Source organism: Achromobacter sp. K91, assembly GCF_003576205.1.
Lineage (GTDB): Bacteria > Pseudomonadota > Gammaproteobacteria > Burkholderiales > Burkholderiaceae_B > Achromobacter > Achromobacter aegrifaciens.
This window is the reverse complement of record NZ_QWFB01000052.1, coordinates 71,866-88,026: the sequence shown is the minus strand read 5'-3', so window position 1 is coordinate 88,026 and position 16,161 is coordinate 71,866. Positions and strand designations below refer to the sequence as shown.

Below are 16,161 nucleotides of genomic sequence, written 5' to 3'. Positions count from 1 at the left end.
GATCAGGCCTGGCGCGTCTTGCGGCGGACCAGGGTTTCCAGGCGGCGGCCCGTGCCGGCCATCAGCACGCTGCACACCCAGTAGATGAGGGCGGTGGTGCCCAGCACTTCCAGGTAGGCGAAGGTGTTGGCCGTGAGCAGATTGCTCTGGTAAGTCATTTCCGGCAGGCTCATCACCGAGAAGATCGCCGAGTCCTTGAACATCATGATGACCAGGCTGGTGGTGGGCGGGATGAGAAAGCCGAACAGCTGGGGCACGACGATGTGGCGCTGCGTCTGCCAGTAGGTCATGCCCAGCGACAGGGCGGCGCTGGTCTGGCCGCGCGGCACGCTCTTCAACGCGGCGCGCAGCACCTCGCAGAAGTAGCCGCCGGTGTAGAAGGCGGTGCAGCCGATGGCGACCGACATCGCCGAGGCCGGCACCCCCAGCTTGGGCAGGCCGAAGAACGACAGGTACACGAGGATCAGGTACGGGATGTTGCGCACCAGTTCGACGTAGGCCAGGGCCACTGGCCGCAGCAGGCTGCGCGACTGCGCGGCATAGGCCGCGATCGTGCCGATCAGGATGCCCAGCGGAATTCCGATGAGACTGACCAGGGCGGTGATCCGCAGGCCCTTGAGCAGGACCGGGACGGACTGCCCGACGATGGAGAGATCAATGGGCATTGGGCAGCATCCTGGACACGCGGCGCTCGCACAGGCGCGAGGCGGCCGACAGGCAGAAAAGAATGATGAAGTACACCGCGGCCGTCACGGTGAACACCTGCAGCGGCAGGTCGCTTTGCAGCGTGGCGTTGCGCGCCACGGTGGCCAGCTCCGGAACGGCGATGATGGACATCAGCGACGAGGCCTTCAGCAGTATGGTGAGTTCGCTGGTCAGGGGCGGGATGGCGCGGTAGAACACCTGCGGCAGCAGCACGTGGCGCCAGATCTGCCGGCTGCGCATGCCCAGCGCGCGCGCGGCCGCCACCTGGCCGGGCGACAGCGTGCCCAGCGCCCCGCGCAGGATCTCGACGATGTAGGCGCTGGTGTTACAGGCCAGCGCGCCGATCCCGGCCGCCAGCGGCGACACGGAGATGCCCAGCAGGGGCGGCACCACGTAGTAGGCGATCAGCATATGGATGAGCGCGGGCGTGCCGCGTATGGCGCTGACCCAGAACATGACCAGCCCGCGCAAGGGCGCGTAGGGGGACAGGCGCGCCAGCAGCAGCGCGACCCCCAGGCAGATGCCGATGGCGAACGCCGCCACCGATGCCGCCAGGGTGATCGCCGTGCCCGAGACGACGCCGTGCAGGAACGGCGCCAGGGCGCCGTTCTGATTCAACCAATCCAGCATGGGAGGTCCGCCTAGATCGCGCCGTCAGGCAGGTAGTTGGCGCGCGGCGTGTCCATGGGGGCGCCGAACCACTTCTTCTGCAGCTCCAGCAGTTGGTTGCTGGCGCGTAGTTCGTCGAAGGTGTCGTTGATGAACTGGCGGATCTCCAGGTCCTTGGGGTTGGCGACCCATGCCAGCAGCTTGGCCTGGCCGATCTCGCCGGCGATGCGGAACGCTCCCGGCTGCTTGCGCATCTGCACGGCCGCGATGTTCGAGGGCATCAGCGCCACGTCCACGGTCTTGTTGGCCAAGGCGTTGGAGACGTCCGGGTAGGCCTGGAACAGCTTGGTGTCGGCATAGCCCTTGCCGTTCTTTTCCTTCAGCCGCTTTTCGAATTCTTCGGCCACCGGCTGGGAAGACGAGCCCATCTGGGTCCCGATGATCTTGCCGGCGATATCCATGTCCTGCTTGATGGACGCATCGTCCACCCGCACCATCAGCACCGAACGCACCACGCCCACGGGCTGGGTGAAGGCGAAGCGGCGGGCGCGTTCGGGGGTGATGCCCACGCTGGTCGCGACAAAATCGAACTTGCGCGACATCAGGCCCGGCAACAGACCCTGGAACGGCAGGTTCATCTGTTCCAGCTGCACGCCGAGCTTGGCCGCCATCAGCTGGAGCACGTCGTGCCCATAGCCCACGACCTTGCCGTTCTCGACGAATTCGAACGGTTCGTAGGCGGCTTCTGTGCCCACGGTCAGCTTGCCGCGCTTCTTGATGTCGGCCAGCGATCCGCCCTCGGCGTAGGACAGCGAGGGCAGGGCCAGCGCGGCCCCGGCTGCGAGCGTGGTCGCGACAAAACGCCTTCTGGACAGGTTCTGCATGATTTTTCCCTTGTATGTCGTCATGGTTCCGGCACTGGGCCGGCGGATATCCCTTGCGGAATGTGCCGGGGTCTGCGCCCCTGGACGCCAGTGCTGGACCCACTGTATCTGCGGGGTTGGGTTGTGAAAAATGATTTTTTTAGTGGTATGGTTTCGAAAACCGATACCTTTTCAGAGCCGCCGCCTTGTCCCGTCCCGAGTTCACCGAACGCGACCTGCGTTCCCTGCGGATCTTCTGCGCCGTGGCCCAGGCCAACGGCTTCGCGGCGGCGGAAAAACAGCTGCACATGTCCAAGGCGTCCATCAGCCGGCACGTGCGCGAGGTCGAGGAAACCCTGGGCGTGCGGCTGTGCGACCGCGGCCCCTCGGGCTTTGAACTCACGCAAGCCGGCAAGGTCGCCCTGGAGCTGGCCCGCGATGCCCTGAAATCGCTGGAGCGGATCCGTCCCGAAATCGACGCGGTGCGCGGCGTGCTGTCGGGCACCCTGTCCATCGGCATGGTCGAGCACGTCATCACCGACGCCGACTGCCATATCCCGGAAGCCCTGGCGGCCATGCGCGTCGAGGCGCCCGACGTCAAGGTCGAACTCACCGTCATGACCTTCAACGAGCTGGACCAGGCGCTGCGCGAGCGGCGGGTGCAGGTCGCCATCCGCGGCATGTACCGGCGGGAAAGCGGCTTCAACTATCAGCGGCTGTTCATCGAGCGCCACCAGATCTTCGTGGCGCGCGGCAGCGTGCGCCAGGCCCGCGACCTGCCGCTGGTCTACCGTTCGCACCCATTCGTGCACGACGCGCTGGGCGTTTACGGCTTTGCCCGCGGGCCGGAGGCCACCGGGCTGGAGGCCATCGCCATGCTGGTGTCGTCCGGTCACTGCGTGGGCCTGCTACCCGCCCACTACGCAGATTCGGTCTCGCGCCGCCACGCCCTGACCCGCCTGCCGGGCGGACCCACCTACGAAAACACCCTCTGCGCGATCACCGAGGTGTCGCGCCCGGGCTCGCGCGCCGTGGAACTGTTCCTGCGCCTGCTGGAGCGTTTCCACCCGGCGCAATAGCGCACGCCAGCCCGGGTCCGCGCCCGCGGTCGCGGGGGAGGCTAAAATACCGGCTCGCGGCTTTTTGACTGGCCATTCCGGCATTCTTCATTCTTGCGCCCGGCGCATCCATAACGATGAAAAAACTGACAGCTGTACTCCTCGCTTCCGCAACCGCGCTGCTGACCGCTTGCGGTCCCAGCGACAATGCGCCCGCCGCCAGCGCGCAGGCGCCTGCCGCCGCCAAGAAGGTCGTGGTTGGCCTGGATGACAACTTCCCGCCGATGGGTTTCCGCGATTCGAACAACCAGATCGTCGGTTTTGACATCGACATGGCCAAGGAAGCCAGCAAGCGCCTGGGCCTGGAAGTGGAGTTCAAGCCCATCGACTGGAGCGCCAAGGAAGCCGAACTCAACGGCAAGCGCGTCGACGTGCTGTGGAACGGCCTGACCATCACCGAAGAGCGCAAGAAGAACATCAGCTTCACCGCGCCCTACATGGCCAACCACCAGATCATCATCGTCGGCAACGCCTCGCCCGTGAAGCTCAAGGCTGACCTGGCGGGCAAGGTCGTGGGCGCCCAGGACGGCAGCAGCGCCACCGACGCCATCGCCAAGGACCCAGTCGCCGCCCAGATCAAGGAAGTCAAGAAGTTCGGCGACAACGTCACCGCGCTGATGGACCTGGCCGCCGGCCGCCTGGACGCCATCGTGGTGGACGAAGTGGTGGGCCGCTACCTGATCAGCAAGCGCGCCGGCGAATACCGCGTCCTGGACGAGAACTTCGGCACCGAAGACTACGGCGTCGGCGTGCGCAAGGACGACACCGAGCTGCTGGGCAAGCTGGACAAGACCCTGGATTCGATGAAGCAGGACGGCACCGCCGGCCGCATCGCCACCCAGTGGTTCGGCGCCAACATCATCAAGTAAGGGGCGGGCGGCGTCCGCGGCCATTGGGCCCGGGCGTCCCGGCCTGTATTTCGCAGCCCGCCGCGGCGCCATGCGCCAGGCGGGCTTACTCATGAAACGATCTTGCCCTGGCGTCCGCGGACGCTGACGGCGCGAACCCAAGCATGGACTACGTACTCTCCCTATTGGGGCCACTGGCGCAAGGCGCGAAAGTCACCTTGACGCTGTTTTTCATCACGCTGGCGCTGGCCGTCCCGCTGGGCCTGGTGCTGGCGCTGGTGCGGATTTCCAAATGGCGGCTGGCCAGCAGCCTGGTTAACGGCTACATCTGGCTCATGCGCGGCACGCCGCTGATGCTGCAGATGCTGTTCATCTACTTCGCGCTGCCGTTCGTGCCTGTGATCGGCATCCGTCTGCCGGACTTTCCCGCCGCCGTGGTGGCCTTCGCGCTGAACTACGCGGCCTATTTCGCCGAGATCTTCCGCGCCGGCATCCAGTCGGTGGACCGCGGCCAGTACGAGGGCAGCAAGGTCCTGGGCATGACTTATCTGCAGACCCTGCGCCGCATCGTGCTGCCGCAGATGGTGCAGCGGGTGCTGCCGCCCATGAGCAACGAGACCATCACGCTGGTCAAGGACACCTCGCTCATCTACGTACTGGCGCTCAACGACATTCTGCGCACCGCGCGCGGCATCGTGCAGCGCGACTTCACGACCACGCCGTTCCTGGTTGCCGCCGCCTTCTATCTCATCATGACGCTGATCCTGACGTGGTTCTTCCAGCACATGGAAAAGCGCTATGCCAAATATGACCAGTAATTCTCCGTCCGCGCGTCCCGTCATGATCGAGGCCCGCGAAATCATCAAGTCGTTCGGCTCCAACCGCGTGCTGGACCGCGTGTCGCTGACCCTGGGCCAGGGCGAAGTTGTGGCGGTGATCGGACCGTCCGGCTCCGGCAAGAGCACCTTCCTGCGCTGCCTGAACCATCTGGAAACCATCGACGAGGGCAGCATCGAGGTCGAAGGCGAGGCCATGGCCCGGGCCGTGCCGGGCGGACGCAGCCAGTACGCCAGCGACGCCGACGTGCGCCGTATCTGCCGCAAGATGGGCATGGTGTTCCAGTCGTTCAACCTGTTCCCGCACATGACCGTGCTGCAGAACATCATCGAGGCGCCCATCACCGTCAAGGGGATGAGCCGCGCCCAGATCGTTCCCAAGGCGGAAGAGCTGCTGCGCAAGGTCGGCCTGCTGAACAAGCGCGACAACTATCCGACGCGCCTGTCCGGCGGCCAGAAGCAGCGCGTGGCGATCGCCCGCGCGCTGGCCATGGAGCCGGACATCATGTTGTTCGACGAGCCCACCTCGGCACTGGACCCGGAACTGACCGGCGAAGTGCTGCGCACCATGAAGCAGCTGGCCGACGAACGCATGACCATGCTGGTCGTCACTCATGAAATGGGCTTTGCGCGCGAAGTCGCGCACCGGGTCATCTTCATGGACGAAGGCCGCATTATCGAGGAAGCGCCTTCGGCGGATTTCTTCCGCGCCCCGCAAGAGGCGCGCAGCCGCGAATTCCTGGCGCATATGCTCTGAGGCGTCTGCGTTGCAGGACAAGGCTCGCTCAGGCGGGCTTTTTCATTTCTCAGCGGTGCTTGTCATTGCCGGGAGGTGCCCAGGGAAGAGCAGACCGTCTCTGCGATGAGCGCAAAGGGCAGCTTCTGGGCGCTGCGCGGGAGCTGGGCGGAACGGAAGCCGTCGGCCAGCCAGTCCTCCACGGTATGTTCCGGCCGCTCTTGCGGGGAGGCCGCCGCCACCGTCTTGGGTACGGAGATGGCAAGCAACAAGGACTCCTTTTTCGCGTAGTACCTGGCGGTGGAGGAAAAGCCTTCTGGTCCGTAGTCGGTGATGCTGCCGCCGATCCACAACTCGATGTCGATGGTTCCCAGGCCGTTGACGGACAGGTCCGCCAACGCGGACTTCAGCTTCGGCCGAAGCTGGACGATGCTGGCGAGCCAGGCGGCTCCGGCCTCGGGACCGCCCATTCTGCAACTCAAGGAAACTTCCATCGATACTCCTGAAAAGGCAGACAGGCTGCAATGCGCGGCGCGCCATCGCCGCATGTTACGCGGCAGCCCAGGGGTACTTGAGAGTAACGCATCGCCGATGTGGCTCCAGGAGCAGGGCGGCGCCAGGCGCTAAGATCTCTATCCATGCCGAACACCACCATCGACGCCCACCCGCTGCTCAGGCTGCGCGGTATTTACAGCGAACGCCTCTCTCCCGTCAGCCTGGATCTCGCCGCGGGCGAGTGCGCAGCCATCATGGGTCCTTCGGGCTCAGGCAAATCCCTGTTGCTGCGCCAGACCGCCGATCTGGACCCTGGGCATGGCGAGGCCTTGCTGGATGGCCGGCCGCGCTCGGGCATGCGGGGCTACGAATGGCGCCGGCAGGTCATGTATTGCCAGGCCGAGGCCGGCTGGTGGGACGACCTGGTCGCGCGGCATTTCACGGACCGCGCCCGGGCCTTGGCCATCATGCAACGCCTGGGGCTGTCCGCGGACAAGCTGGACGCCTTGGTGCATGAACTGTCCACGGGCGAACGCCAGCGCCTGGGCCTGGTGCGCGCATTGGCGCTGGCGCCGCGCGTGCTGCTGCTGGACGAGCCGACCGCGGCGCTGGACCAGGCGGCCACGGACCAGGTCGAAGCGGAGCTGCGGCGCTACCTGGAGGGCGGGGCGGGGATCCTGATGGTGACCCATAGTCCAGCCCAGGCCGAACGGCTTGCGCGGCGTTCCTGGCGCATGGAACAAGGCAGGTTGGAGCCGCTATGGACGTGATCAAGCTGCAGGCCTCGGACCTGGCCATAGCCTCGCTGCTGGTGCTGCTCAGCGCCGGCATTTCCTTCGCCTTGCGCCTGAACCTGCAGCGACAGGTACTGTGGGCCGCGCTGCGCACCGTGGTGCAGCTGCTGCTGGTCGGCCACATTCTGCGCATCGTGTTCGCGCACGCCGCCCCCTGGCTGACGGCGCTGGTGGTGGCGGTGATGATGGCGCTGGCGGCCAGGGAGGTCGCCGCGCGCCCGAAGGCCAGGCTGACGCAACGCGGCAACGGCTGGGTCGGCGCGATGGCAGTGGCGGGGACCACGGTCATCACGGTGCTGTTCATCCTGAACACGGCGCTGCGTCCGGACCCCTGGTACGACCCGCGCTACACCATCGCGCTGATCGGCATCGTGTTGGGCAGCGTGCTCAACGCCGCCAGCCTGGCGCTGGACGGGGTGCTGTCCGGCGCTCGCCGGGAAAAGCTGGCGATCGAGGCGAGGCTGGCGCTGGGCGCGACCGTGCACGAGGCATTTTCGTCCTTGCTGCGCGAATCCGTGCGGCGCGGCATCGTGCCCAGCATCAACCAGATGTCGGCCGCCGGCATCATCACGCTGCCGGGCATCATGACCGGGCAGATCATCGCCGGCATGGATCCGATCGAGGCCGCCAAGTACCAGATCCTGCTGATGTTCCTGCTGTGCGGCGCCAGCGGCATGGCGGCGATCGCCGCAGCCTACGGCGCCATGCGCCGCCTGACCGACGAGCGCGGGCGGCTCAGGCTGGACCGGCTGCATCCGTCCTAGGAAGCGGCGGCTTTTCCGGAAATTTCATGAAAGCTTGACGCGCGCTTGGCGATACTGCGCGAAATCTTGCATTTTCCTGAACCTTTCCCGGATCCCCATGCCTTTTGCTTCCCATTCCGCGGCGCCCCCGCAGCAGCTTGCTTCCGCTCAGCGCCGCCTCTCTGCGCGCGCCTTGCCGGAGCGCCGGGCATGAGCGTTTCCATGACCGCATCGATGGCGCCTGCGGCGCGCCGCGCTGCCTTTCCAGGCTGGCTGGTGCTGGCGTGCCTGGCTCTCTGGCTGGGCGCGCTGGCCTGGGCCCGCTGGCTGACCTTGCCCGACGAAGGCCGTTACGCCGGAGTGGCCTGGGAGATGCTGCGCAGCGGCTCGCCCATGGTGCCGCTGCTTGACGGCATGCCGTACTTCCACAAGCCGCCGCTGTATTACTGGCTGGCCCAGATCAGCTATGTGCTGTTCGGCGTGCACGAATTCAGTGCGCGGCTGCCGTCGCTGCTGGGCGCCTGGAGCGCGGGCGCCGGGCTCTATGCCTTCGTGGCGCGCTACCGCAATGCCGCGCAAGCGCGTTGGGCCGTGGTGATCCTGGGCATGATGCCGCTGTTCTTCGGCGCCGCCCAGTTCGCCAATATGGACATGCTGGTGGCCAGCATGATCACGCTGTGCGTGCTGGCAGCCGCCGACGCCGTCTTGCGCCGCGCCGCGGGGCGGCCGTTCCGCGCGATGTCGGTGGCCACGGGCGTGCTGGCTGCGCTGGCGGTGCTGGCCAAGGGACTGATCGGAGTGGCGCTGCCCGGCGCCATCGTGCTGGCCTGGCTGCTGCTGCGCCGCGACTGGCCCGGCGTGCGCGCCTTGCTGTGGGTGCCAGCCTTGCTGGCGTTCGCGGCAGTGGCGGTGCCCTGGTTCTGGCTGATGGAGCTGCGTTATCCCGGCTTCTACCAGTACTTCTTCGTCTACCAGCAGTTCGAGCGTTTTTCGCAGGGAGGCTTCAACAACGCGCAGCCGTTCTGGTTCTACCTGCCCATCGTGGCGGGGTTGGCGCTGCCGTGGTCGATTTGGGGCGCGTCGGTCTTCAGGCCGTCTTACTGGCGCGAAGCCGATCCGCAGGGCCTGCGCCGCCTGGCGGCGATCTGGATGGCGGTCGTGATTGTGTTCTTTTCCATCCCGCATTCCAAGCTGATCGGCTATGTGCTGCCGGTGTTTCCGCCGCTGGCGTTCCTGGTCAGCGAGCGTATCGCGCCTGCCTGGGCGGCGGGCAAGCACAGGGGCGTCTGGATCGCCGCCGGGGTGTCGGCCGTGATCTGCGTGGCCGCGGTCATCGTCGGGGCATCGAATCCGCGCGGCAGCGCGGGGCCGCAGGCGCGGGAACTGCGCGGCGAAATGCAGCCGCAAGACATACAGGTCGCGCTGCATGCCTTGCCCTTCGACCTGGGTTTCTATACCCGGGCCCGCGAGCCCGCCTGGATCGTCGACGACTGGCGGAACCCCGATATCCCCAAGCGGGACAACTGGCGCAAGGAGCTGTACGACGCGGCGCAATTCGATCCGGCCACGGGCAAGCGCGTGCTGATCGACGACCAGGACTTGCGTCTGCGCATGTGCGAGGCCGCCGACGGGGCGCGTTTCTGGATCTGGGGCCAGAAGGAGGACGGCGGACGATATCCCGTACTCAACGGCGTGGCCGCGCGGCTTGCAAGCGAGAAGCGGAGTATTTGGCGCATCGACGTGGACGCGGCGTTCCGCCAGCGTGCGTGCGCCGGTCTGCCGTCCGCCAATCCGACCCCAATGCCGCAGCCCAGGCCCTGAACCCGAGCGCATGAAAAAAGGCCGGCTGCCCGAGGGCTGCCGGCCTTTTACTTGCCGCTATGCGCGGCAGGCGCTTAGCCGATCGAGGCCAGGGCCTGGTTCAGCGTGGCGCTGGGGCGCATGGCCTGGCTGGCGAGGGCTTCGTTGGGCTGGTAGTAGCCGCCGATGTCGACGGGCTTGCCCTGGGCAGCCTTCAGTTCGGCCAGGATCTTGTCCTCGCCGTCGGCCAGCGCGCGGGCCGGCGCCGCGAACAGGGCAGCCAGTTCGCGGTCGTCAGTCTGCGCGGCCACGGCCTGGGCCCAGTACATGGCCAGGTAGTAGTGGCTGCCGCGGTTGTCCAGGCCGCCGACCTTGCGCTCGGGCGACTTGTTCTCGTCCAGGAACTTGGCGGTCGCCAGGTCCAGGGTCTTGGCCAGGACCTGTGCGCGGGCGTTGCCGTAGCTGCGGCCCAGGTGGTCCAGCGATTCTGCCAGGGCCATGAACTCGCCCAGCGAATCCCAGCGCAGGAAGCCTTCTTCCAGGAACTGTTGCACGTGCTTGGGGGCGGAACCGCCCGCGCCCGTTTCAAACAGGCCGCCGCCGGCGACCAGCGGCACGATCGACAGCATCTTGGCGCTGGTGCCCAGTTCCATGATGGGGAACAGGTCGGTCAGGTAGTCGCGCAGCACGTTGCCGGTCACCGAGATGGTGTCCAGGCCTTCGCGGATGCGCTTGACCGAGAACTTGGTGGCTTCCACCGGGCTCAGGATGCGCAGATCCAGGCCGCTGGTGTCGTGGTCCTTCAGGTAGTGCTTGACCTTGGCGATGATCTGCGCGTCGTGGGCGCGGTTTTCGTCCAGCCAGAACACGGCGGGCGTCTTGGTGGCGCGGGCGCGCGTGACGGCCAGCTTGACCCAGTCCTGCACGGCGGCGTCCTTGGTCTGGCACATGCGCCAGAGGTCGCCGGCTTCGACGGCCTGTTCCAGCAGCACCTTGCCCGAAGCGTCGGTGACGCGCACGGTGCCGGCAGCCGGGATGACGAAGGTCTTGTTGTGCGAGCCGTATTCCTCGGCGGCCTGGGCCATCAGGCCGACGTTGGGCACGCTGCCCATCGTGACCGGGTTATAGGCGCCATTGCGCTTGCAGTCTTCGATGACGGCCTGGTAGACGCCGGCGTAGCTGCGGTCGGGGATCACGGCCTTGGCGTCCTGCAGGTTGCCTTCGGCGTTCCACATCTTGCCCGAGTCGCGGATCATGGCGGGCATGGACGCGTCGACGATGACGTCGCTGGGCACGTGCAGGTTGGTGATGCCGCGGTCGGAGTTCACCATGGCCAGCTGCGGCAGGGTCTTGTAGCCGGCGTCGATGTCAGCGGTGATCTCGGCCTGCTTGTCAGCGGGCAGGGACTGGATCTTGGCGTACAGGTCGCCGATGCCGTTGTTGGGATCGAAGCCCGCTTGCTTGAGCGCGTCGGCGTGCTTGGCCAGCACGTCCTTGTAGAACACGGACACGACGTGGCCGAAGATGACCGGGTCGGAGACCTTCATCATCGTGGCTTTCAGGTGCACCGAGAACAGCACGCCGGTGGCGCGGGCATCGTCGATCTGGGCTTGCAGGAAGGACTTCAGCTTGGCCGTGGACAGCACGGCGGCGTCGATGATCTCGCCGGCCTTGACCGGGGTCTTTTCCTTCAGGACGGTCTTCGCGCCGTCGGCGGCGGTCAGTTCGATCTTGACGTCGCCGGCTTCCGAAATCAGCGCCGACTTTTCGGTGCCGTAGAAGTCGCCTTCGCTCATGTGGGCGACGTGCGACTTGGAGTCAGCCGACCAGGCGCCCATCTTGTGCGGGTGCTTGCGGGCGTAGTTCTTGACGGACAGCGGGGCGCGGCGGTCGGAGTTGCCTTCGCGCAGGACCGGGTTCACGGCGCTGCCCTTGACCTTGTCGTAGCGGGCCTTGACGTCGCGCTCGGTGTCGTTGGCGGGGGCGTCCGGGTAGTCGGGCAGCTTGTAGCCCTGGTCCTGGAGTTCCTTGATGGCGGCCTTCAACTGCGGCATGGACGCGCTGATGTTGGGCAGCTTGATGATGTTGGCTTCGGGCTGCACGGCGAGGGCGCCGAGTTCCGACAGGGCATCGCCCAGTTTCTGGCTGTCTTCGAGGTAGTCGGGGAAGACCGAGATGATGCGGCCGGCCAGCGAGATGTCGCGGGTCTCGACCGTGATGCCTGCGGGCTTTGCGAAAGCCTGGACGATGGGCAGCAGCGAACGGGTTGCAAGCGCCGGAGCTTCATCGGTGAGGGTATAGATAATCTTCGGAGTAAGAGACATGATCCTTGAATCTGTTCGGCAGGCGCTAGGCGCAAACCCGAACATGCTATGCGGCCAGAAGCCGGTAGATGTTGTCGGAGAGTGGGTTCGTATGGGCAAGCACGCGGACGCGTCCAGGACCTGGTCGGAAGGCGTATACCCAACATGGCTGGCGCCTGCCCTTTTTTGATTTGGGGAAGTGCGACTGCCACGAACCTTCCATTGTAATACCGCGCTACGCCTGCTGCGCAGCAAAAACCCGCGGATTCGGCCGGGATGTGGCCATAATGGCGCCAAATTAAACGGGGACATATTAAATCAGGCGCGCCATGGCCGATTGCCCGTTTGACAAAGCGCCGCACAAGGAGGAAGCTACGTCCCCATGAATTTCCGCGCCGTCCGCATTTCGCTGATTATTACCATCATTCCTGGAATGGTGGGTTAGCGCGCGACCGCAACAGTCACAGCCACCCGCCCCACGAGGCGGGTTTTTTGTGGCCGCCTCTGCCGGGCAAGCACACCGAAGCAGAGAGCCAGATGCACCACACCCCGCAAGCCAGCCAGCAAACCGCCACGCCGACCGCATTCCAGGACGGCCGGGCTACGCCGATGGAATACCTGAGGCAGATCCTGACCGCCCGCATTTACGACATCGCCCGCGAAACCGAGCTGGACCGCGCCCGCGGCCTGTCGGCCCGGCTGGGCAATCCGGTCTACTTCAAACGCGAGGACAATCAACCGGTCTTCTCCTTCAAGGTGCGCGGCGCCTACAACAAGATGCGCAATACGCCGCAGGCCGCGCTGGATCGCGGCGTGATCACGGCGTCCGCCGGCAACCATGCGCAGGGCGTGGCGATCTCGGCGGCCAGGATGGGTGTGCGCGCCATCATCGTGGTGCCGCAGACCACGCCGCAGGTGAAGGTGGATGCGGTCAAGGCGCATGGCGGCCCCACGGTGACGGTGGTGCAGGCGGGCGATTCGTATAGCGATGCCTACGGCCACGCCCAGAAGCTGGCCAGCGCGCAGGACCTGACCTTCATCCCGGCCTTTGACGATCCCTATGTGATCGCCGGCCAGGGCACGGTGGGCATGGAAATCCTGCGCCAGCACGCGGGCCCCTTGCATGCTGTCTTCGTGCCGATCGGCGGCGGCGGGCTGGCCGCGGGCGTGGCGACCTACATCAAGGCGGTGGATCCGGGCGTCAAGGTCATCGGCGTGCAGACCGAGGATTCCTGCGCCATGTCGCTGTCCATGCAGGTGGGCGAACGGGTCAACCTGCCCGAGGTGGGCCTGTTCTCGGACGGCACGGCGGTCAAGCTGGTGGGCGAGGAGACCTTCCGCCTGTGCCGTGAACACCTGGACGAGATCATCCTGGTGGATACGGACGCGGTCTGCGCGGCGATCAAGGACGTATTCCTGGACACGCGCAGCGTGTTGGAGCCGGCCGGCGCGCTGGCGGTGGCCGGGCTGAAGAAGTACGTGGAACGCGAAGGCGTGCAAGGCCTGCCCATGGTGGCGGTGACCTCGGGTGCGAACATGAACTTCGACCGCCTGCGCTTCGTGGCGGACCGCGCCGAGGTCGGCGAAGCCCGCGAGGCGGTCTTTGCCGTGACGGTGCCGGAAGAGCGCGGCAGCTTCCGCCGCTTCTGCAGCGTGATCGGCCAGCGCAGCGTGACGGAATTCAACTACCGCATCGCCGATGCGCGTACCGCTCACATCTTCGTCAGCATGCAGATCTCGCGGCGCGGCGACGCCGCGGAAATCATGACGGCGCTGCAGGAGCAGGGTTTCTCCGTCGGCGACCTGAGCAACAACGAAGTGTCCAAGCAGCACATCCGCTACATGGTGGGCGGCCGCTCGCCGCTGGCAGCCGGCGAGCGCCTGTTCCGCTTCGAGTTTCCTGAGCGTCCCGGCGCCCTGATGAAGTTCCTGTCCGAGATGGCGCCCAACTGGAACATCAGCCTGTTCCACTACCGCAACCAGGGCACGGAGTTCAGCTCGGCGCTGGTCGGCATCCAGGCTCCCTTGGCGGACAGCGCCGCGCTGGACGCATTCCTGCGGCAGTTGGGCTACGCCCATACCGAAGAAACCGCCAACGAGGCCTATCGCCAGTTCCTGATCTGAGCGGGCGAGATCAACCCGGCGCGCAGCCAGGCTTGCGCGGCAGGGCCACGCCCGGCTGCAGGCGCAGCGCGGTGCGCCCCTGCGCCGCCTGCGTCAGCTGCAGGGTGGCGGCGCGCCAGGCCGGCACGTCGTCGAAGGCCACGTCGGGCGCTGCCGACGTCTTGGATAGCGCGTCCGGCCGGTCGAACTGGATCGCGGGCAGGCGCAGGCAAGGGTCCTTGAAATCCAGGCGGGCCAGTTCGCGCCCGTCGCTCATGCGCACCGCGCGGAACGCCACCGGAGTGTCCACGAACTTGGTGATGGCCGGCACGATCTGCAGATAGCCATCGGCATCCTTGACCCGCTTGGTGGGCTCGATCTCGATCACGTCCCTGCCTGGCGGCACGGCCAGGAAGGCCACGCCGTCGGCCACGTCCAGCAGCTTGCCCGGGCCCAGGTTCAGGGCGGCAAGCGGCGCGTGGCGGATCATCACGGTTTCGTTCCAGGAAGTCTGGACGCGTGTCCAGCCGGGCAGGCGCGCGTCTTCGAAGCGGGTCGTGGAGATGCGGTCGCGCTCGGGCTTGGCGGACAAGGCCAGGCGCTCGACCCGCAGCGCGCCGTTGGCCACACGCAGTTGCGCCAGCACGGTATTGGCGCTGGAACTGGTGAAGTAGGCCAGCACGGCATCCGTTTCCAAGGCCTTGGCGGTGGACGCGCAGAAGAAGGCGCGGGCCTCGATGCGCTGGCCATCGGGATAGAGCAGGGCGCCGACGTCCTTGCCGCAAAGTGGCTGGCCCCGGTAGGTGATGGTGGTGGCGCGGGTGGTCTGTCGCTGGCCGGTGTTCCAGTCGCTGCGGCTGCCGGTGGCGGCTTCGACCACCAGTCCATGGTTGTCGTAGATCACGTCTGCGCCCGCGGGCGCGGCAAGCATGCTGAGCAGAAACGCGAGGCTGCGTCGACGCGCCATGGTCGGACTCCCTGGTGTGGCTGGACGGGTCTATATATACCACCGCCAGGGAGCGTCTCTTACTGCGGGCCGAGCTTGCGGATCAAGGCGTCCAGCATCTCCAGTTCTTCAGTCCGCAAGTCCGTCAGAGGCGCGCGTACGGGACCCGCATCGTGACCGACCAATTTGGCGCCGGCCTTGACGATGCTGACGGCATATCCCGGCACGCGGTTGCGGATGTCGAGGTACGGCAGGAAAAAATCGTCCAGCAGGCGGTTGGTGGTCTCATGGTCGCCCGCGGCGATCGCGCGGTAGAAGTCCATGGCCATACGCGGCACGAAATTGAACACGGCCGACGAATAGACCGGCACGCCCAGCGCGCGGTAGGCGGCGGCATAGACCTCGGCCGTGGGCAGGCCGCCCAGGTAGGAAAAGCGGTCGCCCAGCTTGCGGCGGATGCGCACCATGGCTTCGATATCGCCCACGCCGTCCTTGAAACCCACCAGGTTGGGGCAGCGTTCGGCCAGTTGCGCCAGGCTGTCGGCCGACAGGCGCGACTGTGCGCGGTTGTAGACGATGACGCCGATGTTCACGGATTTGCAGACCTGCTCGACGTGCGTCGCGATGCCCTGTTGCGAAGCCTCGGTCAGGTAGTGGGGCAGCAGCAGTATGCCCTTGGCGCCCAGGCGCTCGGCTTCTTGCGCGTAGGCGATGGCAGTGCGGGTCGGACCGCCCGCGCCGGCCAGGATGGGAACCTTGCCCGCGCAGGTTTGCACCGCGGTGCGGATGACGTCGGCGTATTCCTCTGGCGCCAGCGAAAAGAACTCGCCCGTGCCGCCGGCGGCGAACAGGGCGGTCGCGCCGTAGGGCGCCAGCCATTCCAGGCGCTGCGCATAGTTCCTGGCGTTGAAGTCGCCGTTCTGGTCGAAATCGGTGACGGGGAAAGACAGCAAGCCTTCCGAAACGATGTGCTTGAGTTCCTGCGGGGTGGTCATGTTGCGTTGATCCGTATGGGGCGCCATCGAACGGCAAAGTCTGCCGGCAGCCTGTTTAAGTGGTAAGTCATCGTACAACATGAAATATCGCCATTCAAGGAAAATTCATTGCCGTAGGCGCCGGGATAGGTGCATACCCGATAGGGATATATTTTGCTTTCCAATAATAATTTCATAGTTGTACGATGACTATGGTCTAGCCGGACGAAGCTGGCGCAGGTGCGCGCGGCGGCCGTTCCCAAAAGGCTGCGGCAGTGCGCCGGGGAC

Annotated in this window: 15 protein-coding genes; 8 read left to right on the top strand and 7 right to left on the bottom strand. The window is 66.1% G+C overall.

What is annotated here, in order from left to right; genetic code table 11:
- Positions 1–2: 2 nt before the first annotated feature.
- Genes DXK93_RS25275 through DXK93_RS25265 form a run of 3 tightly spaced genes read right to left on the bottom strand, consistent with a single transcriptional unit; the run spans position 3 to position 2,198 of the window.
- Positions 3–665 (bottom strand): amino acid ABC transporter permease, encoded by a 663-nt coding sequence (locus DXK93_RS25275; protein ID WP_088140317.1) that lies wholly within the window; start codon positions 663–665, stop codon positions 3–5.
- Complete coding sequence (locus DXK93_RS25270; protein ID WP_054454554.1) at positions 655–1,335, bottom strand: amino acid ABC transporter permease; 681 nt, start codon at positions 1,333–1,335, stop codon at positions 655–657. The genes DXK93_RS25275 and DXK93_RS25270 overlap by 11 nt, the downstream gene beginning before the upstream one ends.
- Before the next feature lie 11 nt (positions 1,336–1,346).
- Positions 1,347–2,198, bottom strand: coding sequence for a transporter substrate-binding domain-containing protein (locus DXK93_RS25265; protein WP_119451510.1), 852 nt, complete (start codon positions 2,196–2,198; stop codon positions 1,347–1,349).
- A gap of 185 nt (positions 2,199–2,383) precedes the next feature.
- On the opposite strand from DXK93_RS25265, the gene DXK93_RS25260 reads away from it, so the two are divergent.
- From DXK93_RS25260 to DXK93_RS25245, 4 genes are all read left to right on the top strand, one after another.
- Positions 2,384–3,256: a LysR family transcriptional regulator gene (locus DXK93_RS25260; protein WP_054454549.1), complete on the top strand. Its 873-nt coding sequence runs from the start codon at positions 2,384–2,386 to the stop codon at positions 3,254–3,256.
- A gap of 116 nt (positions 3,257–3,372) precedes the next feature.
- Positions 3,373–4,164 carry an amino acid ABC transporter substrate-binding protein gene (locus DXK93_RS25255; protein WP_054454547.1) on the top strand — a complete coding sequence of 264 codons (792 nt, stop codon included), beginning with the start codon at positions 3,373–3,375 and terminating at the stop codon, positions 4,162–4,164.
- 143 nt (positions 4,165–4,307) lie between these two features.
- On the top strand, positions 4,308–4,961 hold the full coding sequence (locus DXK93_RS25250; RefSeq protein ID WP_054454544.1) for an amino acid ABC transporter permease: 654 nt from the start codon (positions 4,308–4,310) through the stop codon (positions 4,959–4,961).
- Between the two features lie 22 nt (positions 4,962–4,983).
- Positions 4,984–5,736: an amino acid ABC transporter ATP-binding protein gene (locus DXK93_RS25245; protein ID WP_054454542.1), complete on the top strand. Its 753-nt coding sequence runs from the start codon at positions 4,984–4,986 to the stop codon at positions 5,734–5,736.
- A 62-nt stretch (positions 5,737–5,798) separates the two neighbouring features.
- Here the strand turns inward: DXK93_RS25245 and DXK93_RS25240 are convergent, their stop codons facing one another.
- Positions 5,799–6,209: a hypothetical protein gene (locus tag DXK93_RS25240; protein WP_147400278.1), complete on the bottom strand. Its 411-nt coding sequence runs from the start codon at positions 6,207–6,209 to the stop codon at positions 5,799–5,801.
- 144 nt (positions 6,210–6,353) lie between these two features.
- Here DXK93_RS25240 and DXK93_RS25235 point away from each other — a divergent pair, with 144 nt between their 5' ends.
- The 3 genes from DXK93_RS25235 to DXK93_RS25225 all read left to right on the top strand — a co-directional run bounded on the left by DXK93_RS25235 (position 6,354) and on the right by DXK93_RS25225 (position 9,568).
- Positions 6,354–6,980: an ATP-binding cassette domain-containing protein gene (locus tag DXK93_RS25235; protein WP_119451508.1), complete on the top strand. Its 627-nt coding sequence runs from the start codon at positions 6,354–6,356 to the stop codon at positions 6,978–6,980.
- Positions 6,971–7,768 (top strand): iron export ABC transporter permease subunit FetB, encoded by a 798-nt coding sequence (gene fetB / locus DXK93_RS25230; protein WP_054454515.1) that lies wholly within the window; start codon positions 6,971–6,973, stop codon positions 7,766–7,768. The genes DXK93_RS25235 and fetB overlap by 10 nt, the downstream gene beginning before the upstream one ends.
- A gap of 189 nt (positions 7,769–7,957) precedes the next feature.
- Positions 7,958–9,568, top strand: a complete 1,611-nt coding sequence (locus DXK93_RS25225) for a glycosyltransferase family 39 protein (RefSeq protein ID WP_119451507.1) — start codon at positions 7,958–7,960, stop codon at positions 9,566–9,568.
- Positions 9,569–9,642: 74 nt separating this feature from the next.
- Here DXK93_RS25225 and DXK93_RS25220 read toward each other — a convergent pair whose 3' ends face one another.
- On the bottom strand, positions 9,643–11,871 hold the full coding sequence (locus DXK93_RS25220) for an NADP-dependent isocitrate dehydrogenase (RefSeq protein ID WP_054454512.1): 2,229 nt from the start codon (positions 11,869–11,871) through the stop codon (positions 9,643–9,645).
- 516 nt (positions 11,872–12,387) lie between these two features.
- On the opposite strand from DXK93_RS25220, the gene ilvA reads away from it, so the two are divergent.
- Complete coding sequence (gene ilvA / locus DXK93_RS25215) at positions 12,388–13,974, top strand: threonine ammonia-lyase, biosynthetic (protein WP_119451545.1); 1,587 nt, start codon at positions 12,388–12,390, stop codon at positions 13,972–13,974.
- Between the two features lie 10 nt (positions 13,975–13,984).
- Here ilvA and DXK93_RS25210 read toward each other — a convergent pair whose 3' ends face one another.
- Positions 13,985–14,920: a hypothetical protein gene (locus DXK93_RS25210; RefSeq protein ID WP_119451506.1), complete on the bottom strand. Its 936-nt coding sequence runs from the start codon at positions 14,918–14,920 to the stop codon at positions 13,985–13,987.
- A 59-nt stretch (positions 14,921–14,979) separates the two neighbouring features.
- Entirely contained in the window at positions 14,980–15,894 is a 915-nt protein-coding gene (kdgD, locus tag DXK93_RS25205; protein ID WP_119451505.1) for a 5-dehydro-4-deoxyglucarate dehydratase, read from the bottom strand.
- Positions 15,895–16,161: the final 267 nt, after the last annotated feature.

Coding starts and splice junctions, on each gene's coding strand:
- DXK93_RS25275 (WP_088140317.1), bottom strand. CDS start 665: ATGCCCATTGATCTCTCCATCGTCGGGCAGTCCGTCCCGGTCCTGCTC.
- DXK93_RS25270 (WP_054454554.1), bottom strand. CDS start 1,335: ATGCTGGATTGGTTGAATCAGAACGGCGCCCTGGCGCCGTTCCTGCAC.
- DXK93_RS25265 (WP_119451510.1), bottom strand. CDS start 2,198: ATGCAGAACCTGTCCAGAAGGCGTTTTGTCGCGACCACGCTCGCAGCC.
- DXK93_RS25255 (WP_054454547.1), top strand. CDS start 3,373: ATGAAAAAACTGACAGCTGTACTCCTCGCTTCCGCAACCGCGCTGCTG.
- DXK93_RS25250 (WP_054454544.1), top strand. CDS start 4,308: ATGGACTACGTACTCTCCCTATTGGGGCCACTGGCGCAAGGCGCGAAA.
- DXK93_RS25245 (WP_054454542.1), top strand. CDS start 4,984: ATGATCGAGGCCCGCGAAATCATCAAGTCGTTCGGCTCCAACCGCGTG.
- DXK93_RS25240 (WP_147400278.1), bottom strand. CDS start 6,209: ATGGAAGTTTCCTTGAGTTGCAGAATGGGCGGTCCCGAGGCCGGAGCC.
- DXK93_RS25235 (WP_119451508.1), top strand. CDS start 6,354: ATGCCGAACACCACCATCGACGCCCACCCGCTGCTCAGGCTGCGCGGT.
- fetB (WP_054454515.1), top strand. CDS start 6,971: ATGGACGTGATCAAGCTGCAGGCCTCGGACCTGGCCATAGCCTCGCTG.
- DXK93_RS25225 (WP_119451507.1), top strand. CDS start 7,958: ATGAGCGTTTCCATGACCGCATCGATGGCGCCTGCGGCGCGCCGCGCT.
- DXK93_RS25220 (WP_054454512.1), bottom strand. CDS start 11,871: ATGTCTCTTACTCCGAAGATTATCTATACCCTCACCGATGAAGCTCCG.
- ilvA (WP_119451545.1), top strand. CDS start 12,388: ATGCACCACACCCCGCAAGCCAGCCAGCAAACCGCCACGCCGACCGCA.
- DXK93_RS25210 (WP_119451506.1), bottom strand. CDS start 14,920: ATGGCGCGTCGACGCAGCCTCGCGTTTCTGCTCAGCATGCTTGCCGCG.
- kdgD (WP_119451505.1), bottom strand. CDS start 15,894: ATGACCACCCCGCAGGAACTCAAGCACATCGTTTCGGAAGGCTTGCTG.